The sequence below is a fragment of the Acidiphilium sp. genome (genome assembly GCF_049977125.1).
GTDB lineage: Bacteria > Pseudomonadota > Alphaproteobacteria > Acetobacterales > Acetobacteraceae > Acidiphilium.
The window spans coordinates 1-24,125 of sequence record NZ_JBMFGY010000048.1; the positions used below are offsets into that span (position 1 = coordinate 1).

The 24,125-nt window shown below is 59.4% G+C and carries 18 protein-coding genes and 2 pseudogenes; 12 read left to right on the forward strand and 8 right to left on the reverse strand.

Going from position 1 to position 24,125, the window contains the following annotated elements:
* The coding region (locus ACP5E6_RS09375) for a DUF2142 domain-containing protein (RefSeq protein ID WP_427953972.1) at positions 1 to 1,356 on the reverse strand (1,356 nt) is incomplete at its 3' end.
* Positions 1,357 to 1,852: 496 nt separating this feature from the next.
* On the opposite strand from ACP5E6_RS09375, the gene ACP5E6_RS09380 reads away from it, so the two are divergent.
* Complete coding sequence (locus ACP5E6_RS09380; protein ID WP_427953973.1) at positions 1,853 to 2,800, forward strand: crotonase/enoyl-CoA hydratase family protein; 948 nt, start codon at positions 1,853 to 1,855, stop codon at positions 2,798 to 2,800.
* Here ACP5E6_RS09380 and ACP5E6_RS09385 read toward each other — a convergent pair.
* From ACP5E6_RS09385 to ACP5E6_RS09400, 4 genes are all read right to left on the reverse strand, one after another.
* On the reverse strand, positions 2,795 to 5,278 hold the full coding sequence (locus ACP5E6_RS09385) for an ATP-binding response regulator (protein WP_427953974.1): 2,484 nt from the start codon (positions 5,276 to 5,278) through the stop codon (positions 2,795 to 2,797). The two genes, ACP5E6_RS09380 and ACP5E6_RS09385, sit on opposite strands and share 6 nt — an antisense overlap.
* Positions 5,278 to 7,431 carry a GGDEF/EAL domain-containing response regulator gene (locus ACP5E6_RS09390; protein WP_427953975.1) on the reverse strand — a complete coding sequence of 718 codons (2,154 nt, stop codon included), beginning with the start codon at positions 7,429 to 7,431 and terminating at the stop codon, positions 5,278 to 5,280. The genes ACP5E6_RS09385 and ACP5E6_RS09390 overlap by 1 nt, the downstream gene beginning before the upstream one ends.
* A gap of 507 nt (positions 7,432 to 7,938) precedes the next feature.
* The gene (locus ACP5E6_RS09395) at positions 7,939 to 8,226 is read right to left on the reverse strand and encodes a hypothetical protein (RefSeq protein WP_427953976.1); all 288 of its coding nucleotides are present in this window, start codon (positions 8,224 to 8,226) and stop codon (positions 7,939 to 7,941) included.
* 72 nt (positions 8,227 to 8,298) lie between these two features.
* Positions 8,299 to 8,787, reverse strand: coding sequence for a hypothetical protein (locus ACP5E6_RS09400; RefSeq protein ID WP_427953977.1), 489 nt, complete (start codon positions 8,785 to 8,787; stop codon positions 8,299 to 8,301).
* A 1,215-nt stretch (positions 8,788 to 10,002) separates the two neighbouring features.
* Between ACP5E6_RS09400 and ACP5E6_RS09405 the strand changes: the two genes are divergently transcribed.
* The 8 genes from ACP5E6_RS09405 to ACP5E6_RS09440 all read left to right on the forward strand — a co-directional run bounded on the left by ACP5E6_RS09405 (position 10,003) and on the right by ACP5E6_RS09440 (position 18,622).
* The gene (locus ACP5E6_RS09405) at positions 10,003 to 10,260 is read left to right on the forward strand and encodes a type II toxin-antitoxin system VapB family antitoxin (protein WP_427953978.1); all 258 of its coding nucleotides are present in this window, start codon (positions 10,003 to 10,005) and stop codon (positions 10,258 to 10,260) included.
* Positions 10,261 to 10,656 (forward strand): type II toxin-antitoxin system VapC family toxin, encoded by a 396-nt coding sequence (locus ACP5E6_RS09410; RefSeq protein ID WP_427953979.1) that lies wholly within the window; start codon positions 10,261 to 10,263, stop codon positions 10,654 to 10,656.
* A gap of 253 nt (positions 10,657 to 10,909) precedes the next feature.
* Positions 10,910 to 11,479 carry a hypothetical protein gene (locus ACP5E6_RS09415; protein ID WP_427953980.1) on the forward strand — a complete coding sequence of 190 codons (570 nt, stop codon included), beginning with the start codon at positions 10,910 to 10,912 and terminating at the stop codon, positions 11,477 to 11,479.
* Positions 11,479 to 14,640 (forward strand): glycosyltransferase, encoded by a 3,162-nt coding sequence (locus ACP5E6_RS09420; RefSeq protein ID WP_427953981.1) that lies wholly within the window; start codon positions 11,479 to 11,481, stop codon positions 14,638 to 14,640. The genes ACP5E6_RS09415 and ACP5E6_RS09420 overlap by 1 nt, the downstream gene beginning before the upstream one ends.
* A 33-nt stretch (positions 14,641 to 14,673) precedes the next feature.
* Positions 14,674 to 15,492, forward strand: a complete 819-nt coding sequence (locus ACP5E6_RS09425; RefSeq protein WP_427953982.1) for a Stf0 family sulfotransferase — start codon at positions 14,674 to 14,676, stop codon at positions 15,490 to 15,492.
* 304 nt (positions 15,493 to 15,796) lie between these two features.
* Positions 15,797 to 16,585 (forward strand): class I SAM-dependent methyltransferase, encoded by a 789-nt coding sequence (locus ACP5E6_RS09430; RefSeq protein ID WP_427953983.1) that lies wholly within the window; start codon positions 15,797 to 15,799, stop codon positions 16,583 to 16,585.
* 135 nt (positions 16,586 to 16,720) lie between these two features.
* Entirely contained in the window at positions 16,721 to 17,473 is a 753-nt protein-coding gene (locus ACP5E6_RS09435) for a class I SAM-dependent methyltransferase (protein ID WP_427953984.1), read from the forward strand.
* A gap of 171 nt (positions 17,474 to 17,644) precedes the next feature.
* On the forward strand, positions 17,645 to 18,622 hold the full coding sequence (locus ACP5E6_RS09440) for a glycosyltransferase family 61 protein (protein ID WP_427953989.1): 978 nt from the start codon (positions 17,645 to 17,647) through the stop codon (positions 18,620 to 18,622).
* A gap of 32 nt (positions 18,623 to 18,654) precedes the next feature.
* Here the strand turns inward: ACP5E6_RS09440 and ACP5E6_RS09445 are convergent, their stop codons facing one another.
* Positions 18,655 to 19,209, reverse strand: a complete 555-nt coding sequence (locus ACP5E6_RS09445) for a hypothetical protein (protein WP_427953985.1) — start codon at positions 19,207 to 19,209, stop codon at positions 18,655 to 18,657.
* Positions 19,210 to 19,946: 737 nt separating this feature from the next.
* On the opposite strand from ACP5E6_RS09445, the pseudogene ACP5E6_RS09450 reads away from it, so the two are divergent.
* The 3 genes and pseudogenes from ACP5E6_RS09450 to ACP5E6_RS09460 form a co-directional block, all read left to right on the forward strand.
* A pseudogene (locus tag ACP5E6_RS09450) lies at positions 19,947 to 20,758 on the forward strand (IS1380 family transposase); the annotation flags it as partial.
* Positions 20,759 to 21,223: 465 nt separating this feature from the next.
* Complete coding sequence (locus ACP5E6_RS09455; protein ID WP_427953986.1) at positions 21,224 to 22,540, forward strand: beta strand repeat-containing protein; 1,317 nt, start codon at positions 21,224 to 21,226, stop codon at positions 22,538 to 22,540.
* 129 nt (positions 22,541 to 22,669) lie between these two features.
* Positions 22,670 to 23,005 (forward strand): annotated as a pseudogene (locus ACP5E6_RS09460) (transposase); the annotation flags it as partial.
* A 5-nt stretch (positions 23,006 to 23,010) separates the two neighbouring features.
* Here ACP5E6_RS09460 and ACP5E6_RS09465 read toward each other — a convergent pair.
* On the reverse strand, positions 23,011 to 23,439 hold the full coding sequence (locus ACP5E6_RS09465; RefSeq protein WP_427953987.1) for a helix-turn-helix domain-containing protein: 429 nt from the start codon (positions 23,437 to 23,439) through the stop codon (positions 23,011 to 23,013).
* 156 nt (positions 23,440 to 23,595) lie between these two features.
* Positions 23,596 to 24,125: transposase (locus ACP5E6_RS09470; protein ID WP_427953988.1), on the reverse strand; the 530-nt coding region annotated here is incomplete at its 5' end.

Sequence of the window (24,125 nt, forward strand, 5' to 3'; positions counted from 1 at the left end):
CCATCCCCCACCCCATCGCGGCAGCACAAGAAGCAAAAACGGCAGAAACAACAAAAAATAACGCCCGGACGGACCCGCGATTTCCGTTGCCCCAACCGCCGTCCAGCTCAGATACAAGGATAACTCCATCGCCAGCACACTCACCCCGATCAACCCCAGACGAAACAACCCATCCGCCACAAGCAGCGACCGCTCCTGCCCACCCGCTACAGCTCCGGCGGTACTCGCGATTAACGCCACCGGCCACGCCACATATTCCCAGCGCGGCAGTGGAATCGACAACCAACCCAGCACACCAACCGCCGACGCCACAATCGCCCGCCCGTGATCGATCAGAAACCGCACCGGCAACTCCAGGACCGCCAGCGGATGCGCCACCAATACGCGCAGATTATCGATCGCATCCGTCCCGTGCAGCCATATCCGTGGATCCCCCGGCCAGAGCGGTCCCGGATGATACGGCGCCCGCCCATAAGGCACCATTGATACCAGTACCATCACAATCACCCAGACCAGTGCCGGCAGCCCATACCAGGCCACGGAAACAAGACGACGGCTGAACCCCGGCGCCGCAACCGGAGTCGCCGCAACAAACAACAGCAACCCATAGGGCGGCTTGGCACAAAGGATCAGTGCGAACAGGCCAAGGGCCAGATGGCGCCAGATTGATCGACCACTCTCTGCCCGCGTCAGCAACGCCCCAACCAGAGCCGTCGCCGCAATGATCTGTCCATCCTGGTTGAACGACGCCCCTAGGCTGAGCGCCATTGGTAGACACAAAACGACAAATAAGACCCCGCGCCCCCAAGCCGCCAGCAGCAGCGCCGTAAACCCCAGCGCCAGATAACTCGCCAGCATCGCCAAACGCCCGCTGTAGAGTGATTCGAGCGGTGTGGCGCCAAATGCACGGCTCAGCGCGATACCGAACGCACCCGGCCCGTAGAAAACCGGAAAATATTGAACCGTGTTCGGACAAAAATCATAACCGCGCCCCCGTGACCACTGAATCGATCGCGCTCGCGCCAGACGCCGCGCCGAGAGGACACGCGGTACCCCCGGTGCCAGTTCGGCCAGCGAGGCTGCGATGATAGCTCGGTTCACCATGACCCCAGACAACGCCACCTCCCGCCCCGCCTCAGCCACCCATCGCCGATGACCGAGAATCTGACCATCCAGCAAACCAGCCGCTCGAGCGATATGCGCAGGCTCATCCGCTACCTGGCCGATCGGCGTGACCATCGCCAGCTCGATCCCGGTCGGCGCCGCGCAGACCAAAAACCACCACGCCAGCCACCGCATCGGCGGTACACAGCGCAGCCATCCCCCCCTGGCCCTTGATCCGCCCAGGCCGATCATGCGCCCGTTTTCCTGTGGTGCCGATGGTCACCGCACCCGGCTGACGCCGGCGTGGGATCCCAACACGCGCCGGTGCTCATCGCCCGAGTACGCCTTGCCGTCCCCGCCCTTGTCAGCCCCAGCGCCATCAATCGCCCCCGTTTTGCTATATTCGACCGTCAATCGAACCCCGCACCCGATCGACACACCCGCGCCAGACAACCAGCCTGCTCAGACGCGCAGACCGCTTCCCTACCCCATCAGAGCATGATGATCATACCGCACCCGTGCGCCATCGGCTCCGAGCGCACAACGCCAATACCCGACGGGCGTCATATCCCGCGCCAGGACGTCAAACGTACTTTTACCCGAGATTACCCCCGATTCTCCAAATAGCATTAACATAAATTTAATATTTCTCCACGATACTACTCTCGGTAACCAGACCGTCACTCACAGGGAGATACCGATGGCCTATGTCCAACCTGCACGGCGCCTGTCCAGCGCAGACCCATCCATGACCCCTCTTACCGACCCTCCCGCCGGTCGGGACCGATCCATCGTGCGACGGCTCAGGGACCTTAGAGTCACCGAACTCAACACATGCTTCGACGCGGAGGACAAGGTCCTATGGTGTCTGATGCAGCCCCGGCAACGCCCGTGCTTTACACCGAAACTCCTCGAGGATATCGCCACCCTGCAGCGTCTGATCACCGCCGCGAGCACAGCGACCGCGCCCGCCATCGATTATCTCATCCTCGGATCCGCCGTACCGGGCGTGTTCAACCTCGGCGGCGATCTCGCCTTGTTCGTCAACACCATCAGATCCGGTGATCGCGCCGCGCTGCAGCGATACGCTCGCGCCTGTGTCGCCGTCGGCCACGCCAATTATCGCAGCTATAATGATAAAGTCACAACAATCGCCCTGCTCGAAGGCGACGCGCTAGGCGGCGGCTTCGAATGCGCCCTGAGCTGCGATATCCTGATCGCCGAGCGTCACGTGAAATTCAGCCTGCCGGAAATCATCTTCAACCTGTTCCCCGGCATGGGTGCTTATAGTTTCCTGTCCCGGCGGGTCGGTGCCTATCAGGCCGAAACCATCATCCGCAGCGGCCGCAGCTACAGCGCCCAGGATATGCATGACCTCGGCGTCATCGACGCCGTAGTCGATTCGCACACCGCCCGACAAGAAATTGCCGCATTGATCGCCGCACGTCGCCACAACAAGGGAACGATGCGCGCCCTGCATCAGATCCGACGCCGGGTAAACGGCGTCTCCCTTGCCGAGATGAACGACATCACCGACCTCTGGGTCGATACCGCCATGGGCCTCACGGACCGTGATCTGCGCAAGATGAGCCATATCGCCGCAGCGCAGGACCGTCTCCGGACCCGCGCGATTCCGTCGGCTCCAGCGGGTCAGGACGGCCTGCCGGCCCCGGCCGCACTCATCCCGGCGTCATGAAAAATCCCGGCTGGCAGAACTATCATCGATCATCGCGGTGAGCGCCGCCGTCACCCGTTCGATCTCCTCACCAATCGCCGCGAGCCAGATCGCTGACCACTCGCGCAGATCCTGACCTGAACTCGACTGACCCGGCAGGCAGAGTGCCGCCAGATGATGCGCACCGATATGTGCCGACACGCTGCGCAACGCATGGGCGTGCGCTCGAAACGCGCCCTCATCGCCGCGGGCACCCCCCTCCTGCAACTGGCGATAGCTCGCCGCGATCTCGCCCTGTACGGTCACCAGAACGTCATGCAAAAACCGGTCTCCTCCGAGCCGACGCAGACCGCTCAGCGCCTCGCTGCCGATCGCCGGCGGCAGCGGCAGCGCGGACTTTGTCACCACGCCGACTGCGCCAACCGCAGAATTGCGAATCGCGGCATCAGCGATCGCCGCATCACCACCCGTAACGACCTGATGCACCAGACGCAGAAGCGCCTCCGGTTCGACCGGCTTGATCGCACATACAACCATGCCGGCATCGAGACAGCGCAACCGCGTCGCGGTTGTCGCATCCGCGGTCAGACCGATGATCGGCACCAGATCGGCCGCCCGCACTGCCCCGACATAGGCAACGGCCGCTTCGATTCCGCCCATGACCTGCATATTGACATCGAAAATCGCCACATCAAATTGCGATTCCGCAAGCGCGGCAAGCGCCTCCTGCCCGTTGCGGGTAACGGTGACCGCATACCCGCCCGCCGTGAGACTCATCTCCAGCACCATCCGATTGGTCGAATTGTCATCGGCGAGCAGAACCCGGAACCGCCGGTCCGCACGATCCAAGCGGGAACTGAGCTGCGGGCGCTCGCCCATCCGGCACAGACGCTCGATCAGGACCAGACACCGCTCCAGATCGGTCTCACCGAGATCCGGCACCATCGTCGTCGCACAATGGCGCTGGATCGACAGCGGCGGTAACCCCCCCACCGCCTCCGCGCAGACCCCCACCAGAACCAATCCATTATCATCGTCGCGCTCATCGTCGCGCATTGTCGGCAACACCTGGGCAAAACCGATCACACCAATCCCTTCCAACCCCGGCACCACCGGTCCTGGGCGCAGATCGCCACGGAGCTGCACACCATGACCGGCCAGAAGGTCGCGTATTGTGGCGAGCGATGCCGACCCGTGCTGCAGAACAACCGCCGACAGCGGGGACGCATGTGCCAGCGGATCGGTGTCAGGTGCCTGTCGCGCTAACGGAATTGTCACCGAGAAGCGGCTGCCCTCACCGACCATGCTGTCGACCGCGATCGTGCCGCCCAACACCGCCACATTATTACGAACAAGCGTCAGACCGAGGCCAATGCCGCCGTAACGCTCATGCACCGTTGGATTCGCCTGTGAGAACATCTCGAAAATACCCGGCAACTCATGCGGCTCGATCCCCGGACCCGAATCAGCGACTTCGACATGCACCAGCGCCCGCCCCTCGCTCTCGCCCCGACAATCGACCCCGATTGTGATATGACCGCTTTCGGTGAATTTGAACGCATTGCCAACCAGATTGAGCAGAATATCGTGAAATTTCCGGCCATCGCCATGCAAGCGCAACGGTGTCCGTGCTGTCACATGCAGATTCAGCGCCAGGCCCTTCTCCCGGCAGGGCAGCCGGAACATGGTCCGAATGTTGCCCAGCAGGACCATCAGATCAAAATCAACCGCCGTGACAGACACGCGCCCGGTCTCGATGCGCGCGACGTCAAGTAACCCGTCGATCATCGACAACAGGCTGCGGGCCGCCGTCAGAATCGTCTCACTCATCCGCTGCTGCGCATCGGTCAGATCGCTCCGGTCGAGCAAATTCGCCATCCCGATGATCGCGGTGAGCGGCGTCCGCAGCTCATGACTAACGCTGGTCAGAAACAGCGACTTCGCCTGACTCGCCTGCTCGGCGGCCTCGCGCGCCCGCGACAGGCGCGTTATTAGCGCCTGCGCATATAATGGAACCACCGTAAGAGACATGAAACCACCCAGCACAACCGCAGGGTGATGCCGCCAATAGGGTGTCGTGACCACCATCACGCTGAAACCGACCAGGGCCACCGCCATCGAAAGTCGGAGATACCAGGCACCGAAGCGGAAACCATTGCCGAAGACAATCCAAAGATACCCGGCAAACAACCATTGCGTCGCCGCGCCGCCGATATGCAATTCATAGGATGCGGCACCACAATCGGCCAGTAAGGCGATCACCCGCCGGGCCAGAATAGCCCGCCCCCCCCCACGCAACGCAATGAGGATCAGAGCGCCGAACGCCGCATAGGCCGCCGCCACCGCCACCGCCTGCCCCCGGTTCACCGGCGCTGGCAGAGACCACAGGTTGAATCCAATCGCGACAACGCCGACGATCAGACGATTGACCGCCATCTGCGGTTCGCTGTCCACCGCCATCCAGCGCAACGTCATCCAGGACCATTGGCGCCGTTGCATCAACCGGTCATGATCACGCGCGCGTCTCTCTGGTGCAACACCGGCAACCGACGGTCGGCACCTCGGTCCGAAAACGCGACGTCCTTGCGGTCACGCAACACCTCGTTGCGATCCATTGGGTAGCCGGTAACATATCCCTGCACCAGATCACAGCCCAGCGACCGCAACCCACTCACCTGCCCGAGCGTCTCAACCCCCTCGGCCAAAACCTCGACATTGAGAGTCCGGGCCAAACCGATGATCGCGGTGACGATCGCCTCACTTCGCCGCGAGTCGAGCGTGGCGATAAAGGTTCTGTCGATCTTCAGAAGATCGATCGGGAGATAGGACAGACGGGCCAGCTCCGAATAACCGGTCCCGAAATCGTCAATCGCGATCCTGACCCCGATCCGATGGATCGCTTCAAGCTGGTCAATGCTACGCTGGTCACCATTGATCATGATCCCCTCGGTCAACTCGAGCTCGAGCAGTCCTGGCGGCACTCCCGTTTCTGCCAAGACCGCACAGACACGGTCACTGAACCCCGGATCATGGAAGCTCTGGGCCGAAAGATTGATGGCGACGCGACAGGGTTTACCCTGGATGTCGAACCAGCGCCTCGCCTCGATACACGCCGTCCGCAGAACCCAGTTGTCGATGGCCGGCATCAAGCCGCTCTCCTCGGCGATCGAGAGGAACGTCCCCGGGAGTGCCACCGTATCGGCAGTCTGCTGCCACCGGATCAGCGCCTCAAACCCGACCACCTGATCAGACCGCAAATCCCGCTGGGGTTGATAGACCAGAAAAAATTCTCCCCGTTCGAGGGCCCCGCGCAACATCGCCCTGGTCCTGATCACTTCCTGCGCCTGATCGCGCATCGCCGCGTTAAAAAATTCGACGTTGTTCCGCCCGCCGGCTTTGACCCGATACATCGCCAGATCAGCATTGTTCAGGAGTTCCTCCACTGTCACACCATCGTTCGGATATAGCGTGACACCGACACTGGCACTGATGGTGACCACCTGATCATCGATCAGAAACGGCTCCTCGAGCACACGGGTGATCCGCTGCGCCAATGTCCTGGTCTGGCTCTCGCGATCGGTGCCGATCTGAATGATCGCAAACTCATCACCGCCCAACCGGGCGACCACATCTTCACGACGAATGACGGCTTTCAGCCGTTGACTGACCGCCTGGAGCAGCCGATCGCCGTAATGATGGCCGAGTTCGTCATTGACAGTCTTAAACCGGTCCAGATCAACGTAATACAGCGCGAAAGGCCGACGAGAGTCGCGATTCCGCTCGATTTCCGCTGTGATCCAGCTATTGATGAAATACCGATTAGGTATCGCGGTCAGCGGATCATGCTCGACCTGATAGAGCAGTTGCATCTCAGCGGCCTTGCGTTCGGTGATGTCCAGCGCCGTCGTGATCACCCCGCTGACCGCCCCGTCCGGTTCCCGCAAGGGCGACTTCGTGACAAAAAACACGCGGGCTTGGCCGGCACCATCCGTGATCGTCTCCTCGAACCCATCACTCGTCTCGCCGGTGGCGATGATCCTTCGATCCAGCGCCGTCAGCCCGCCCACCCGCGCGTGACCGCAGCATTTGCCATGATAGGCATTCGAGAAAATTGGCAAGCCGGCACTGCTGACCGCGCTGATGATCGCAGGAACCGAGTCAATCACCTGGAGGAGTTGTTCGCGGCTGTTGCGGATCATCTGGTCCGCCCAGCGCTCCGAGGCTTCGAGCTTCGTCTCCAGCTCGGCCGCACGCTCACGCGCCCGGCGCTGATGCGCGCTCAATCGCAGCAGATTTCTGACACGGGGCAGAAATTCAGCGTGATCGACCGGGGTGAGCAAAAAATCGGTCGCCCCGGCCTCCAGCGCCTCGATCCGGATCGCACGATCGTCATAAGCCGTCGCCACAACAATCGGCGTGTCAGCACAACCCGGAATCGTCCGGATGACACGGGTCAATGCAGCGCCTGTCATGGCGGGCATCTTGAAATCGGTGATGATCAGGTCGGCAGTATTATCGGTCAACCACGCAATTGCCTGCTGCGGTCGCCGGAACGCCTGGACCGTCACCTCGGGATGATCGATCGATTCCGACAATTTCGTATAGATCATGATGTTCGCCGCAGAATCGTCAACAATCACAATTGTCGGCATCGGACACCCCTCCTCCACGGACGACTGCACTCGTCTACGCTGTGCACAAAATGCGCTAGTACTTGTCGTCCCTGGCCCCAGTCAGACCATAGACCCCAAACCATCAGCTCAACGAGGCTTCCCCTCCCTCCCTGACCCGGGGGCGATATCGCACCACTTTTCCCGACGGACCGCCAATTCCTTTGCATCGTCGCTGGAACCTGCACCCGCGGCGTTCATGGCCATAGCGTGCAAACCCAGCGCTCCGCCGCGTCACCACCCAACCCGGTCGATTGTCCAGCACCGAGCAGGCGCAACGGCCAAAACCATCGGATAAAGCAAGACAGACTCGCCTCGAGAGGCTCTCCAACCGGAATCGCCTGAACCCAACCCACCCGATCGTCACCGCGATCCGCGGATGTCGGCCCGCACCATGGTCAAGCAAGCGTGATCGGATCTGACGCCTCACGATCGTATCTCCGGCGCCACCATCCTCATGCGCCTAGCGGCAATGACCAGAAACGGTGATCATGCATATTGCTTCACCGGATGGCGCAGGTGCCATAGACGCTCATGTGCCGCCACCACCCCCTCGATACACCTGCGGCGATTTTCCAACGGACCGAGAGCGTCACGGATCAACATCCCCTCGAGAATCCCAACAAGCTGCTCAGCGACGTCAAGGTCACCCTGGTCGCAGGCCTGATGAAACGACAGCAGCAACTTGTCCGACAACCGTCTGGTGTAACGAATTGACGCTCCCGGGTTTCCCACAGCCGCGTCCTGGTCCTGATCGGCAACAGCCCTAACCACCATGTGTTTTTTCCTATGATGAAGCCAAATGATGAAGCCAAAACCGACGTTCGAGCCACGCCAAGCGAAAAGTTGTTACCATAACTCAACCTTGAATAGCAAGATATTGTGACGCGCCACCGTCATCAAACCGACCTTCTTCATATCGTACTCGTCACAAAAATAACGTGCTTTGTCCGAAAATTGACCGGAGTTGATCATGGTCGCGTCGTGCCCGCCTCTCGCTCTTTCCTCCGGAGAACCCGGCGCCCGCGTGACGCTGTGCTGCCATGGCCAGCCAGAGACGATACGACCGCGCCGGACATCCACCGACATTGACCGCCGCGTCACCAAATTACCAAGAACGCTCCCGCGTTTCCAGCCGAGCGGGCAGGTCCAATACCTCCCGACAGGATAAAACACCTCCCGGGGGGTGCCGTGCAGGCGGTGGCCGGGATGACCTCTCCCAAGCTCCCCCGCCTTCCAGCCAGAACCAACCGAGGGCATCTCGACGAACCGGGGAAAACAAGACCAAAAATTCAGCAACGCCCTCCTCAATCGCGCTACATCGAGATCGGCAGTCATGATCAGCGTGCGACCGGCGCCCGTGCCAGACCGAGACGCAACGGGCGGACGCCTTGCTCACGACGCCAGGGGTGGAGCGAGCAACACGCCAAGCCGTGATGGCTTCCCCCGTTGAGCCGTCAAGTCGAATGCGACCCGCACCGGTCTGGGGGCCCCCATGACCTTCGGCTCGACCACCATCGTTGCCATTGTCCCCCGAAATCGAATGGAACAGGCGAGGATCTGACAGCGCGATCATTACTGCGAAACCCACCGATCCGTCGCGCACGACCGACGCGGCGACGGCGCCGGTACCGCGCCCTGACGAGGGCGGTCATCGACGCATTGCTGAGCGCGCCGTCTCTGAGGCGGCCATGGGGGTCTGCGGATTGTCGGGAAGGGGGGAGACGACGATCAGCAAAGCTTCACACGCGGGTCCGATTCTTTAGAGCGGTTCGCTCAACGAATGTGACGGAGACTTTTCTTCTGACGAGCCAGCGGCATTCTGTCGCCGCGCGGCCCGCGCCGAGCCTACTGTCGAAACCATCTCGAGACCAACGCATCAACGATGAGAGGAAACTCCTGCGCTCAGGCGCGCCGCAGCATCACCGTCCCTTCTCCCGCGATTGCACGCATCTCCGGGGCTATGTCCACAATCGGCATCGGCACAACACGCCAATGTTGCCGGCCGCAGCGCCCCGACACCACCGCGATGATCCGGCAGGAAAGGAGCCAACTCTGCCAGAATCCTGCTCATTCAGTTCCGCACCTCACTCAGCATCGCCGCTGCACCAAGAAATGGGGAGGGGTCGTCGCGCGCCAAGCGACTGGTCTCAATCCATCGAACCTGGCTCCGATCACCTTAAGCGGAGTCTGACACCGGCGCTCCGCTCGGCCGCGGAACTATCGCGCGCCAGCGATGCCGCCGTACTGTGTCCTCCAGGTCGGGACCGGAACACAAGCGACCGGCCGCCGTCATGACTGTCTGATCCGGCACTGAAGACCGATCCACACCGTCACGCCCGCCCCATCCGGCCTCTGTCACTCACCCGGAGACGGCCGCATTTCCCCCGCAATCGGATCTGGCGCATCTCCGATCGCTTGCACCGCATTTCTACCCTTTCATCGAAGGAAACGGACCAAACCTGGTCATCCGCTCATGAGCGGCACGCTCGACATCTCCGCCGGTACCGCCTATAAGAACACAACCTTAGGTCTATATCACGGTATGATGCCATGTCCCTGAACCGCACGGATCCCGAAACCGTTCGTCTCGCCCAGGCGATCGCAGCCCTGACTGGTGAAACCCTCGCCACGGCGATACGGCGCGCCCTGACCGAGCGTCTGGACCGGGAACGAAGCCGACGGGACCGGGCAGCTTGGCTGGAAGCGCGGCTGCGCGGCCTCGGTGAACAATGCGCCGCGCTGAACAGTTGCGCCTCCCATCCGTCCGAACCAGACGGATACGACAATATCTTGTCATTGTGGCGCTAGATGGTCAGTGACACCTCGGCTCTGCTTGCGATCCTGCTCGGGGAAACTGATGCCGAGCGTTTCACCCGCACCCTGGCCAATGCGACTATCCGACTGATCTCCGCCGTAACCCTGGTCGAATTGACCGTCATGATTGACGATCGCAAGGGTGAGATCGGACGCGCCATTCTCGATCAATTTCTCGCGGCCGGTCAGTTTGAAATCGTTGCCGTCACCCCCCAACAAGCTGCCATCGCGAGCGAGGGCTTCCGCAACTTTGGCCACAACCGCCATCACGGTGGCCTGACGGTCGGTGATTGTTTCGCCTACGCGCTCGCCCGGGCGAGCGGTTTCCCGCTCCTCTACAAGGCTGCCGGATTCGGCCGTACCGATATCCAGCCGGCGGTAACAGTTTAATCGCGCTGCGACACAGCGATCGCGATCCAGAACACGGGGACTGATCGCCGGCAGATACGCTACTGGTTGCTTGCTTAACCATACCGGCACACCGGACCTTCTCCCCGCTTATGACCGCCTCAACCGCACGCGACGACATGCCGACAGACACAAAGGCGCGATCGGGCGCCTGAACAACGCTCCCCTCTGCACAGACGATGGAGAGATATGCTATTTGTGGTTGTAAAATACCATCTCTTCACGTAGAGTAGAATTGGATCGGCGAAAAACGCGGCTAACCCAGACGGAAGACGCGTCGGCCATGGCAGAGATTCAGACTAATCATCGCAACGATGGAGGCTCCATGTACGTCATCCCCTGCACTGTTCTCGCCAACGTCCTCGGCTGCGACCTTGATCCCGCATCTCCCGCTGGAACCCGCACAGTCGAGATCCCCGTTGCCTTGTTGCGTCGCTTGATCGAGTCCGCACTCCGCACCGGCGGATTCACCGAGAGCACCTATCTCGCCGCGAATCCCGACGTCGCGAGCGCGATCCGTCGGAGCGAATTCACCTGCGCGCGGGATCATTATGCGACGAACGGCTATTACGAAGGCCGATCCGGATCAAACGGGATCGATTTCGACGAGGTCTGGTACCTGAAGAATAATCCCGACGTCGCCCGCAGTGTGCGGCGCGGCGACTGGCCGTCTGGCCACGCCCACTACCTCGCCGCCGGGCGCTTTGAACTGCGGGCCCCGACACCTGACGTCGAAGGCGAAATGCAATTGTGGCGTGATCTCCTGCTTCCAGTCGCAAAGGATCAAAAAACGGCGGCAGCGTGATGGACGGGCTGTTCGAAATGACGACGAGCCCGGAATTGACGCAAATCATCGAGATCATCGAAACTGGTGGCCTGCCCGATGACGAGCAAGCCCGTCACGCAATTGCACAGGGGACCCGCCTGATCGGGGATGGCGACCTCACTAAAGTTGTCCCATGGTTCGAATACGCGCAAAGACGGGCCCCGTCCTGTACTGGACTTTCCTTCGCCATCGGTCTCCTGCGGCTCGCGATCGGCGATCCACGCGCAACCGAGCCCCTCGAGTTGGTCGTCGCACGAACCGGTTGGCGTGATGCCATCATGCAACTCGCCCACGCGCGATATCAATTCGGCAATGCCGACGCCGCCGCGGCGGAACTGCACCATACGCTCACCATCAACGCACCGGGCCGCGACAGCGCATTTTCACGCTTCGCGACCACACTCGCGGATGAAACCGGTGCACTCGGCTGGTGCGGACTCAACAATGCCGGTCAAATCGTCCTCGGCGGTCGTGTTGCCACGATACCCCCAGCCGATCTCGATATTCTGCTTGATAATATCCCGGCGCGACCGCAGGCGATCGATCGGGCATCCCCCGATAGTCGGGTCCTGTCACTCCCGAAGGGATGGAGCGAAGGCGCACAGCTACAGATCTCGGCGCGCGGGCGACCGCTGATCGGCAGCCCGATCCAGATCAATCAGATCACTCGTGTGGAAGGGTTCGTCGAGGCCAGCAATGGCGGATTGACCGGCTGGTGCTGGCTGCCGGGCGAGCGGGAGATCACACCAATCATCAACCTTGTAGCGCAGCGCCATCCCAACCAGCGCCTCAGCCGCATCGCTGTCGATCCCCATCCGACCCCACGCCAATTCGCGGATTTCGCGGCACCCCGCCACTTTCACTTTACAGCCGAGGACCTCGCTACACTCGACGGACCGGTGACGGCGGCGACGATTCACGGGCGCAGCCTGTATGGCAGCCCAGTCAACCCAAGGGAACCAATCGCAAGCGCCCAGCGCGCGGCCCAAACCATCGCAACGCTCTACCCCATGCACGGCAAGGCCCGATCAGGCGGCGACACCGACGGCATGCGCGAGCCGAGTATTCCCGTCGACTCCATCTGTGTACGACAGCATCATCCGCCCGACACGCTGCCACGCCCAGTCGATATCGTCATCCCGGTCTATCGGGGCCGCGCGGTGACACTGGCTTGTGTTGCCAGCGTCCTCGCCGCGCGTAGCCTCAGCGATGAGCGCATCATCATCGTGATCGACGCCTCTCCTGACACCGGACTGGTCACGGAGCTCGAACAACTCGCCGCTCACGAACGGGTCATCGTCAGCGTTCAATCGATCAATCGCGGTTTCCCCGCCACGGCCAATATCGGCCTGCGGTTGACCGCAGGCCGTGATGTCGTTCTGCTCAACAGCGACACATTGGTGCCGGATCATTGGCTGTCGCGACTGCAACAATCCGTCTACAGCGCCGATGACATTGGAACGGCAACCCCGCTGTCCAACGACGCCACGATCATGAGCTACCCGGTTCCGAATGCTGCGAACCCGCCCCCTTCGCTTGATCTTGTCCAACGCCGGTCCGCATTGGCCGCCCGTATCAATGGCATCGCAACCGTCGATGTACCGACTGGCCATGGGTTTTGCCTCTACATCAGACAGGAATGTCTCGCCGAGACCGGCGTTCTGCGCGAGGATGTCTTCGGCCACGGCTATGGCGAGGAGAATGATTTCTGCATGCGCGCCCGCGCGCTCGGTTGGCGCCACGTCGCCGTCCCCGGTGTTTATGTCGGCCACATCGGCTCACAATCCTTCTCATCGACACGCACCCACCTGATCCGCCGTAATCTCAATATCCTCAACCGGCTGCATATTGGATACGACCACCTGATCCAGCAGTTTCTCGCCGCAGATCCTCTGGCCGTGTTTCGTCGCAGGCTCGATACCGCCCGATTTTGCGCCGATTTGGGAGACCGCCGCACCGTCGCCCTGATCAGCCACAATCGCAGCGGCGGGGTCAAACGCCACGTCGACGACCGCGCCCGTCGCCACCAGGAAGCGGGCGATTGCGCCGTCATCTTGCGTCCGGACCGCAGCCCGACTGGACATATGCTTTGCGCGATCGATGTCCTGGGCGACGACGAGACATTCCCGAATTTAAAGTTCGACCTGAGTACCGAATATCAGTGTTTCCGGGAGTGGTTACAATCCATTCGTGTCAAATACATCGAATTTCATCACTTCATTGGACATGCCGACGCGATCCACGATATCGTCCGCTCGATCAATGTACCGTATGACGTCTTTATCCATGATTACGCGTGGTTCTGTCCGCGTATCACCCTCACAAGCGGCGACCATCGCTATTGTGGCGAACCGAGAGTCGAGGAGTGCACCACCTGCATCAGCGATCATGGTGCAACTCTCGACGAGAGAATCTCTCCCGTTGCCTTGAGACAGCGCTCGAAAGCGGTTCTGCAAAGCGCTCGGTCGGTCATCGCACCATCCTTCGATACCGCACGGCGCATTGAATCCCAGTTAGGGCGCGATACTCTGGTCGGCGCATGGGAACCCGATGCCGATCTCTCACTCAAAACGATCACCGCGGCGCGGGGGGATCGGCGGAAAATCTGCGTCACAGGAGCGATCGGTTACGAAAAAGGGTACGATACGCTCCTGCGCATCGCTCGTTTCGTCGCCAAACGAGACCTGCCACTGGACCTCGCGATCGTCGGCTTCACCTGCGATGACCGCCGACTCCTCGAAACCGGCCGGGTATCGATCACCGGCCGCTATGACGAGACCGAGGTAGTCGAGCTGATCCGCGAGCAGCAGGCGGATCTCGGCTTTCTTCCCGCCCTCTGGCCGGAAACATGGTCCTATACATTGTCGCAAATGTGGGCCGCAGCATTACCCGTTATCGCCTATGACATCGGTGCGCCGGCAGAACGAATCAGATCAACCGGTGGTGGCCTGGTCATCCCGCTGCATACACCCATCGAACATTTGGTTGCACTGTTCTTCTATCCCACGCTCCTCCCGGCAGCGTCGGAACGTTACAGTCACCATCCCTCCACGCGGTCGCCGACAGTGAGGCTCCATACCCCCGCGCACCTGCCACACGCCCGGAACGCCACGACCCGGCCTCTGGCGCAGCCGGCATGATCGCGGCCGGTTCCATGTGAGAAAACGATCGCCGTGACCCTTCTGATTCCACCCCAAGCGCTTAGCTTGCGCAACATTCATCTCGAACAGGTGCGCCAGAGCGGCCTTGATTCTCTCTGTGCCCTGGATACGGCCGCACAACGCAGTCGCTACCTTTTTCTTTGTTTCACCAATCGATGCGGTTCAACATTGCTGTCGCACAGCATCGCCTCGGACGGCTCGCTGAATGCGGCCGGGGAGTTTTTCAACGGCGGTACCATTGTCGATAACGCCAATCATCAGGGTCTTCGCTCATTTGGAGAGTATTTCAATTTTCTCGTCCCACATGTTGCCCGGAATGGCATTCTCGTCGCAAAACTCGCCATAACCAATCTCCTACTCCTCGCAGAGATGGGCGTGTTGGAGCAAATCCTGGATCAATCCGTCTTCGTCATTCTCGAACGCGGCGATAAACTCGGGCAGGCAATCTCGCTCTCGATCGCCGATCAGAACCAAAAATGGAGCGCTACTCATCCCGCCGTCATCAATGACGACGATCTTGTATTTGATTATAATCAAATAACCACATTGATCAGCGGAATCTCCTTCGAATACAACATGTTCAGCCTGATGTTCAGTCTGAATGGTATCACACCGCTGATCATCAGTTACGAGACGCTCCGCCTCTGCCCGCAGTTGGTGATCAGTCAGATCGCCAAACGGCTTGATCTGTCCCTGCGTTACGAACCGACAGCGATCACCACCGAACGCCAGGCCGGCACGATTAATCAGACATGGCGCGAGAGGTATTTAGCGCAGCGGTCGGGCGCCCCCACCGACACCACCGCCATGCACTGCAAGCCCATCTCGTGACGCGGCGATACAGCGACACCGCTCGATCAACGTGCCCCATCCGCCGGGCATTCGAATCCGCGACAGCACCAATTCCCGGATCGCGTCCCAGATGCAGGGCGACCGGCGCCGCCAATCGCCATGCCCGCTCACACCAGGACCGCGCCCGCCCCCGGGCCAAAAATCCCCGTCCCGTCACACCGTCCGGCAAAATCAATCCGGGTCGCATCCGGCACAGCGCCACCGCCAGGGTTCAATGAATAGAAGCCCTTGCCGCGCTTGCACCGCAACAATCCCACCACCCCGCTCCACCTGAGGATAGCCAATGCCCGACATGACCCAAACGACGCAGGACACAAGGCGCACCACCAACCGCCAGTACCTGACCACCGTGGTTACCCCAACACCCGGATGGCTGTATGATTTCACAGCTCTGTGTACCATGGATCTGCTCGATCAACAGGAAGAGTCTGGTTGGTCAGGTTCATTGCTCGAGATCGGTGTCTACGGCGGAAAATTCTGCTCCATCCTGGCTCGCGACGCGTTTCGCCGCGGCTCCCATTTGGTCGGCATCGATCCGTTCACTCACTTCGATATCGCCGATATTCGCAACCGTCTCAACACGCTGCCCGTCGATCGCCGACGCGGGTTGGATTCTGACGAGATCGTGACCCTGGTTGCGGATCTATCGCTGAATTGGACACCAGACAGATTGCTTGCCACGCTGAAGGATCGCGCCCGTTTCCTACATATCGACGGGTCACATAGCAAGGAAGATGTGCTCTGGGACCTCGCATTATGCGACGCCGTGCTTGCACCACATGGTATCATTGCCGTCGACGATTGGCTCAATACCCAATGTCTCTCGGTTATGGAAGCGACGTTCGAGTTCTTCCGCTATCAGCCCCGCGCCAGCGTCGCCTTTGCCGTGGTTCCGGGAAAATTACTACTCTGCGGCCGTGGTCAGGTGAAACTCTATCAAGAACGGCTCGAACAATTCGCCTTACTCGACCAGACCTACGAGCAGTCGACGCGATACCGCCAACGCGCCGGGATGCTCGATTCCGGGTTTCGCCAGAAATTATGGGGTACGGAAATCATCGTCCTCCTATGACCCGTTCACGCGCTTGGCCATTTGCCGGTAATTGCGTTGCAGTCGATCATTGGTCGTGTCGTTAGTCAGGCCAAGCGATGATGATACCGCGCCGAACGTGCTCTGTTCCATCACCTCCCAGGAAAACGCATCAAAATGTTGACCTCACTTCAAGACCACGCCGGGATCCACTATCTCGATTATCTCGCCCGCGTGCATCATATGCTGTCGCCACGAACCTATCTGGAAATCGGAACGAGGTCCGGCGATAGCCTCAGCCTGGCGAACTGTTCTTCGGTCGCCATCGATCCGAAGTTCCAGATCGAGGGTAATGTCATCGGCGGCAAGGAGGTCTGTCTGTTCTACCAGTCGACGAGCGATGCGTTCTTTCTAAATTATAACCCAATGAAACTCCTCGGCGGCAGTATCGATCTCGCATTTCTGGATGGCCTGCATCTCTTTGAGCAACTGCTCCTCGATTTCATCAACACCGAACAATATTGCCGACGCGACTCAGTGATTATGCTGCATGACTGCCTCCCATCAGACGTCTTTATTGCTAACCGGATTGACGATCCGGAGCATCGCCGGGCCATGGGATCTAAACCGGATTGGTGGACGGGTGACGTTTGGAAACTCATTCCGATTCTACGGCGCTGGCGATCCGATATTTCACTCCTGACCCTTGATTGCGCCCCAACCGGCCTCGTGATCGTCTCAAACCTAGATCCGACATCGTCAGTGCTTCGTGATTCCTACGACCAAATTGTCTCAGATTTCCGCGATGCGGATTTGGCCAGTTATGGCCTGAAGCAATTTTATGCGGAAATCATCATGCTCTCAGCGGCGGAGGCCATGCTTCCCGCAGTGAACTGGCGCGGAGCAAAGCCGAAACCGGCGTTGGTCTGATCCTTTCTGCGCAAGACAACGCGACCGGTAACTGGGCGCAGAAGCCGTCGGTCGGACATCATGAAGGCCTGAATAATGCAGACTAGGCGCCTCACAGATCTCCAACATTTTCACATGATGACGTCACCGAGTTTCTACGCGTCATACCCGCGCCTGCAAGGTCGCGACACCATGCCGGATGAGGTGTTTGCACTATCGGACCGACGGTGGCGCCAGGCGAATTTTGCAGCCGCACCAGTCCGGTTTTATCGGCTTACCGACGTCTTCGTCGCAGGGGAAGGACTCGTCTTTGACAGGACCAAAACCCTGTTCGGAGAGACTCGGAAAGCTCACAGCGATAAGGACATCCGGCAGGCATTGGGCTCAATAGAGACACTCGTGTCATCGCCGGACCCTAATCGCCAATACAGTCGCGCTATACTATGCAAACAGAGTGGGTCAGAAAATTATGGACATTGGTTAACGGAGATGCTGCCAAAATTATTTCTCTCAAAGTCCGAACTCGGCTTCAAACATTATTTATATGTGGTGCCGTCTGTCTGCGGGCAGATGGGTGACGTCATCTGCGAGTCTGCGGCACTCGCGGGCGTGTCGAAGGATGAGCTTCTGCCGCTCGATCGCGGGGCTGCATATTTTGCCGAGTTGATCGTTCTCGAGGGGCTTACGGATCATTCCGTTTATATGTCGCCTCTGGTCCTCTCATGTCTGGATCGGCTGTCACATGATATCGTTGGTACCGGTGCGCCGCGGGTCTATTTACGGCGCACGCCAGCAAACGCGAGAGACTTCGAGAACGAAGCACAAGTCGCTGATATTCTGACATCGGCGGGTTTCACGCCTGTCACGACCTCGAGACTTTCATTCCGCGAGCAAATCGCCGTTGTCCGGGACGCCCAGGTCGTGCTCGGCACAATGGGCGCTGCGATGGCTAATGTTGCCTTCTGCCGCCCCGGCAGCGAGGTCTGCCTATTCGGTCCCGCATCCGCAAGAGAGTTCTTCTTCTGGTTTGTCGCTAATCTAAAGCATCTTGTCTACTATGAAGTGCGGTGTCCGGAAGTCGGCGTGCCGCTTGGACCACTGCCATGGGACCATAAAATTGCTCTCTCAGCGCAGGAACTCCAGGATTTTATCGGGAAACTCTGGTTTTAGGACAGACCAGATCCCGTATCCTCGATGGTGTGCTATTTGGTGATCGCGACCAGACGGTAACCCGACCAGCGTGACTGCAACACGACATCGCCCCAAATATTTTGCCCGATATAAACGCCGCCGACCTTCCAATGATTGAGGTTGTGGTCCATCGTCTTTGGCGCATGGGCGATGACATCTCTTAATCGCGGCAAAAGATTGATTCGAAGCTGCCGTACCTCTCCCGCCCTGAGGAATTTCTGTCCAGCAAGGGGGAGAAAATCCGCCACTCCAAACGGATTCTGAGAGAAGAACCATGTCACCTTCTGCGGAGTCGCGTTGCAGAGCCGCACCCGTGCAACGGGGCCGCTGCCACAGAGTCGGTAGAGCGTGAGCTGATAGAAAAGGGTCTGCACAGGACGCCGCGCATTGTCGGTCAGAACCAGAGCCGCAAGGGCACTGCCCTGATTAACCACGCAGTGTTTGTCTGATGTCGCAACACCCCGGTTCACTGAAACCGTCATCGATTGCTCGAGCTGCGACATCTCCCCCAATGAAGGATTGCGCCTACCTGATTGCAGCAGACCCGATCGTCCGATCCCATGCATCGCACCTCCGTTCGGACCGGCGAACAAATCGGACTCGCGTGGTACGCCGGCATTGGTCAGACAGGCGAGGGGGGCTCCCGTCTGGGTGAGGTCAATCGACTCGCCACCCCTGGAGCGGATGATTGTCACAAGCGCCTCCTTGCTACGCGCAGTGAGCGTCGTCACTAAGCCATTGTTACTGTGGGTTATGACGAATGGTGACAGTGGCCCACCTGGCATGTCCCACTGCGCAATATTCCATCGCGGTGACGCGCTTGTTGTTGCATAGGGCCTAGGTCCACCCACCCCAGGTGACCGCGGTGACAGCAGCATGACATTGTTCGCCGGGGCGACAAGATCTATTTTGGCTGCCCGAGCCTGGCAAAGGAGACCTACCAGAACCGACCAGAGGACCAAGAGGCGATAAATCATCATCATTCCCTCCAGCACATTGCAGACGACCACAACGCATACTGATGTAGGTCCCGATGAGAAGGCTCGTGGATCGTGTTCCACCGTATGGTGTAAAATTGGCTACCTAATTGTGGACTCCGGCTGGGTTGGTCGGTGTTGTCAGGTCGCCGTGGCGGACGGCTTGGTGATGGTTGATCGCACAAACCGGCGAGGGTTTCCAGCGTCACGTAGTGACTGCGTTGCACGGTCCATTCGTCATTTTAGTCGATTAGGATGGCGCTGTCCTCTGCGCGGCCATCAGGGCGAACAGGACCGTGGCCGAAGTCCGCGTAAACCCGCGTAGCCGGTTCGTCCACGGTTATTATGACTGCCTTTGCTATCTGTCGCTCTACGTCTTCTGTGGCCGGCACCTTCTGGCGGCCAAGCCGCGGCGGTCAAACATCGACGCAGCCGCAGGTGCCATCGAGGAGATCGCGCGGATCGTCCGTCAGATCCGCCGTCGCTGGCCGCGCGAGCGGATTTTACGCCGCGCGGATTCCGGTTTCTGCCGCAATGCCCTGATGACCTGGTGCGCGGCCAATCGCGTCGATTACGTCTTCGGCCTCGCGCGCAATGCGCGCCTGGTCGCGGAAATCAACGCCGAACTCGCGGCAGCCGAGGCCGAAAGCACCGCGTCCGGCAGGCCGGCCCGCCGGTTCCGCGACTTCACCTGGGCGACGCTGGACAGATGGAACAATCCCCGGCAGGTGACCGGCAAGGCGGAATGGACGCAAGGCGAGGCCAATCCCCGCTTCATCGTTACCTCGCTCAAGCCCGCAGGAATCGTCGGCCACTATCTCTACGAGGCGATCTATTGCGCCCGCGGCGAGATGGAGAACCGGATCGGGGAGTGCCAGCTCGACGTGTTCGCCGACCGAACCTCGGCCGCCACCATGCGCGCCAACCAACTGCGTCTCTGGTTCGCCTCGATGGCCTATGTCCTGCTCTGCGCCCTGCGTCGGATCGGCCTCGTCCGCACCCAGTTCGCCCAGGCAACCAGCGTCACGATCCGTCTCAAATTGCTCAAGATCGGCGCACAGGTGACCCACAGTTTCTGGCGCGTCCACATCGCATGGCGTCAGCCTTTTCAGGGCAATATGAGTTCGGTCTCGCCCACGTCTTGCTTGGAAACGCCGGCGCCTGGCATGACCGAGACATCGCAAGCCGCCATCCCCCACAATCACGTCGCCAAAACCGATGCCGTCCGCGCTCGCCCGAACAACGCCACATCGCCCACACAGCCGACCCAACCGGCATCGAACTGCTGCCACTGTCGTGCCACCCACACCGTCAAAAGACCGTGTGAAACATGCGGATCAAGCGCGCCCCGCCTGCCCCGATTCGATCGGCAACGATCTCGGCGCTGCCGTTGCCACGTGAATCCTCACTGCGGCGCGTTACGCTGGAACTCCAGAAAAATCGACGCTTGTAATAAAAAAAACATCGATAAATTCGACAAAAATCTGGGCTTTAATAATTTTTTAACTTTCCTCCGCTAGGACATGCTGCTATGCACCAATCTATAAAAGCAGGGTTGTTACGCATCGCCAGCGGCTTTCACGTTTTCAAAAGGAATTAGCGCATGAGTCAATCTGTGACTGTCGTTGGGGGCAGCAATCAAGGATCTATTAGCGGTGCTATTGCGGTTCCAGTGGCGAATGGCACGACAGCCCATGAGATAGCTAAACTTCAAACCCTTCTCGCAGACATCAGCTCGTCAATTCTTGGGGGGACGGCCGGTCTGACGAACCAGGATGTTGCGGGTAGATCTGGTTTGATTACTCTTCCTGCAAGCAGTAACCTTGGAAGCAATGTTTTGGAACTGACGGACACAGTTTTTAGTTCTGTGTCAACGTCAAAAACATCAGCTTTAGCAGTAACGCATGCCGGTCTTACCGTCACACCCCCGACATCCTCCATCAGTGCCCCTACAAATACCAGTATCAGTGCTAGTATACCTGTTGGTTATAATTATGTCGTGGCACAGGCCCCGGGCACGATGACTTTGATGGGTAATGGCGCTACGAACAGCACTTATCTGCTCGGGGCAGCGACGAATGTCGATTTAAGTATAGAAGGCGGATCTGGGTCTATCGTCGCCGCCGGTGGTGCCGATACACTCAACCTTGGCGGATCGTATGCCGTCACGGCGACAGGCGGATCAGTCAACATCGCGATAGAGTTTGGCACCGATACCGTGGTCGCCACGGGAAGCGCCACGGTTGTCGCCGGATCCTCACCCGGTTACGGAGGTTTGCTGTATTTCGTCAACGACAGTAACGCCGCCGCAACTGTGAGCGGAGGCGCCGGGAGTGACACGATCTTCGGCGGCAAGGCAGGTGGCACTTTCTATGGCGGATCGGCCGGGAATAATTCGCTGATCGGCGGCAGTGGAGCCGTTAACCTCGTTGGTGGGAACAACGGTGACTTGCTAGAAGCCGGCGTTAGTACACACGGCGCAACAGTTGCGGGCGTTAATGTTCTGCAAGCGGGGTCTGGCAGCGAAACCCTGATTGCAACTTCGTTGACCGGCAGTAACTTCTTTACGACCGGCGCTGGCATAGACAGTGTTGTCTCCGATGGTACCGGGGTTCAGGATTTCTTTGCTGGGGGCGGTTCTGCAACCCTGACCGGCTCCACAATGACTGGTGCCAGCAACACGTTCTTCTTCGGTGGCGCCACCTCAACCGCCGGCGGCTTGGATGTCATCACCAATTTCAATATGAGCAAGGACGTTCTCTTTGGAATTGGTGGCGTGAATATTCAGACGGTGGTCTCATCCAGTTTCCAGGGGAGTCCAGGCGCCCTGCTAACCCTGACCGATGGAACTCAAGTCGCCATGATCGGTGTTTCGAGCACGAGTATCATCAAAGATATCGGCAAAAATTCGATCACGTAGGCGATTGATCGACAGGGGGCGATCGATCTAGCTCGCATTTTGCGTGAGGGGTGGCAGATATAGCGTAAACCGTTGATTCGACGCATTAAATTGTTGTCGATATCAAATTTTTCATCTGCACGGAACGCGATGCCCGCCATGGTTGAAACTGCCCCACGCCTCCGTGGTCTGTCACCTGTCGCTGGCAAGTCGATCGAGGCCCGGTTCGATGGGGATCTACTCTCGTCTAATGGCGGGTTGCTCGGGTTACGCGCCAACGAGCAGCGGCTCAGCATCGCAGGTTGTTCGGCGGCATGCATCGATGACCCTCGTGCACCCGGCTGTGTGGTCCATAGGCTCGACGAGCTCATCCGGTTTCGCATGATGATGATGATCGCGGCCGGCTAAGAGGATGGCAACGACGCGGACAGGTTGCGCCGCGATCCGATGTTGAAACTCGCGATTGAGCGCTTGCTCAAGGCGGGTTGGAATCAATCCTTGCCTTGTTGATCACCCGCCCCGGAAAGTTCCAGAGCTAGTTTCAACACATGGGCCCGTTCATTAGCTGGCAGTGTCAAGAAGACTCGAATGAGTGCAACATAGTCGGGTATTCTCGCCGGCTTGTGCTTGCGGCCATCTCGCAAAAAGAGAGGGACATTTAGAATGGTCTCGATGATATCAAATTTTTTGGGTGACGGAAATATTGTACCCTTCTCCCAGAGACAAATCGCAGCCGGCGTCACGCCAATGAGGCCGCCGAGTTCTGCTTGCGAAACCCCCATCCGCAACCGGGCCTTTTGAAAAGTCACGTGCCACGGATCATCCACAGAAAATTCTAAATTGGCGTCAGCGAATCGCGTCCTCTTACGCTTGATCCGTTTTTTTTGAATCCCTCGGTTTTCATCGACGCTTTGTTTCATGTTACCACGTTTTTAGAAACGTTTATTGCTGCCGATGAGATGTCGTCGTTCCAGATCGTCATCGCTGGTTTTCCATCTTAGTTTCACGAGTCAAACTCAGGGGGGATGTCCCGGTCGTTGTTGAACGTTGGCATGGGCGTGTTGCCTGATTTCTGACTATGCGGCTTTGGCACCGTGAGCAAGATCGGCATTGGGGTGGTCCTTGTTCGGATGGGCTACCAAGGCCGATCGGAGTGCTGGCAGTTGTTTGTATGCCTTCGGTTTCCTGAACCCCTCGGTGGCTTCCATCATGCCAGCACCGGCCCAGTGCAGGGCCATTCTGGCGTTGCGCCGGCGCGTCACGTTCCGCGAGACCCGTCTGATCGTGCCCATCATATTTTCAATGAGGTTGGTGGATGCCAGAGATCGGCGCAGTCCTGGCGGCAGACCGAGGCGCAAGGCCGTCAGGATTCCGTCGATTTCCTCGAGAATGCTGCCGGCAACGCCGGGCGCGATTTGTTCGTGCCGGCACGCCAGGTTGCGCAGCAGCTGCTCAGCCTTGTCAACACTGTCGAGTTCCCATGCCTGACGGAGAGCTTTGCGCACCGAGGTATGGGGCGATTTCGACAGGCGGTCGATGATATTTCGGGACTTGTGTTGGGGTGGACGGCCCAACGGCATCGAATGTGCCAATATAGGGTCGATCA

Coding starts and splice junctions, on each gene's coding strand:
- ACP5E6_RS09380 (WP_427953973.1), top strand. CDS start 1,853: ATGACCCCTCTTACCGACCCTCCCGCCGGTCGGGACCGATCCATCGTG.
- ACP5E6_RS09385 (WP_427953974.1), bottom strand. CDS start 5,278: ATGCAACGGCGCCAATGGTCCTGGATGACGTTGCGCTGGATGGCGGTG.
- ACP5E6_RS09390 (WP_427953975.1), bottom strand. CDS start 7,431: ATGCCGACAATTGTGATTGTTGACGATTCTGCGGCGAACATCATGATC.
- ACP5E6_RS09395 (WP_427953976.1), bottom strand. CDS start 8,226: ATGGTGGTTAGGGCTGTTGCCGATCAGGACCAGGACGCGGCTGTGGGA.
- ACP5E6_RS09400 (WP_427953977.1), bottom strand. CDS start 8,787: ATGACTGCCGATCTCGATGTAGCGCGATTGAGGAGGGCGTTGCTGAAT.
- ACP5E6_RS09405 (WP_427953978.1), top strand. CDS start 10,003: ATGTCCCTGAACCGCACGGATCCCGAAACCGTTCGTCTCGCCCAGGCG.
- ACP5E6_RS09410 (WP_427953979.1), top strand. CDS start 10,261: ATGGTCAGTGACACCTCGGCTCTGCTTGCGATCCTGCTCGGGGAAACT.
- ACP5E6_RS09420 (WP_427953981.1), top strand. CDS start 11,479: ATGGACGGGCTGTTCGAAATGACGACGAGCCCGGAATTGACGCAAATC.
- ACP5E6_RS09430 (WP_427953983.1), top strand. CDS start 15,797: ATGCCCGACATGACCCAAACGACGCAGGACACAAGGCGCACCACCAAC.
- ACP5E6_RS09435 (WP_427953984.1), top strand. CDS start 16,721: ATGTTGACCTCACTTCAAGACCACGCCGGGATCCACTATCTCGATTAT.
- ACP5E6_RS09440 (WP_427953989.1), top strand. CDS start 17,645: ATGCCGGATGAGGTGTTTGCACTATCGGACCGACGGTGGCGCCAGGCG.
- ACP5E6_RS09445 (WP_427953985.1), bottom strand. CDS start 19,209: ATGCATGGGATCGGACGATCGGGTCTGCTGCAATCAGGTAGGCGCAAT.
- ACP5E6_RS09455 (WP_427953986.1), top strand. CDS start 21,224: ATGAGTCAATCTGTGACTGTCGTTGGGGGCAGCAATCAAGGATCTATT.
- ACP5E6_RS09465 (WP_427953987.1), bottom strand. CDS start 23,439: ATGAAACAAAGCGTCGATGAAAACCGAGGGATTCAAAAAAAACGGATC.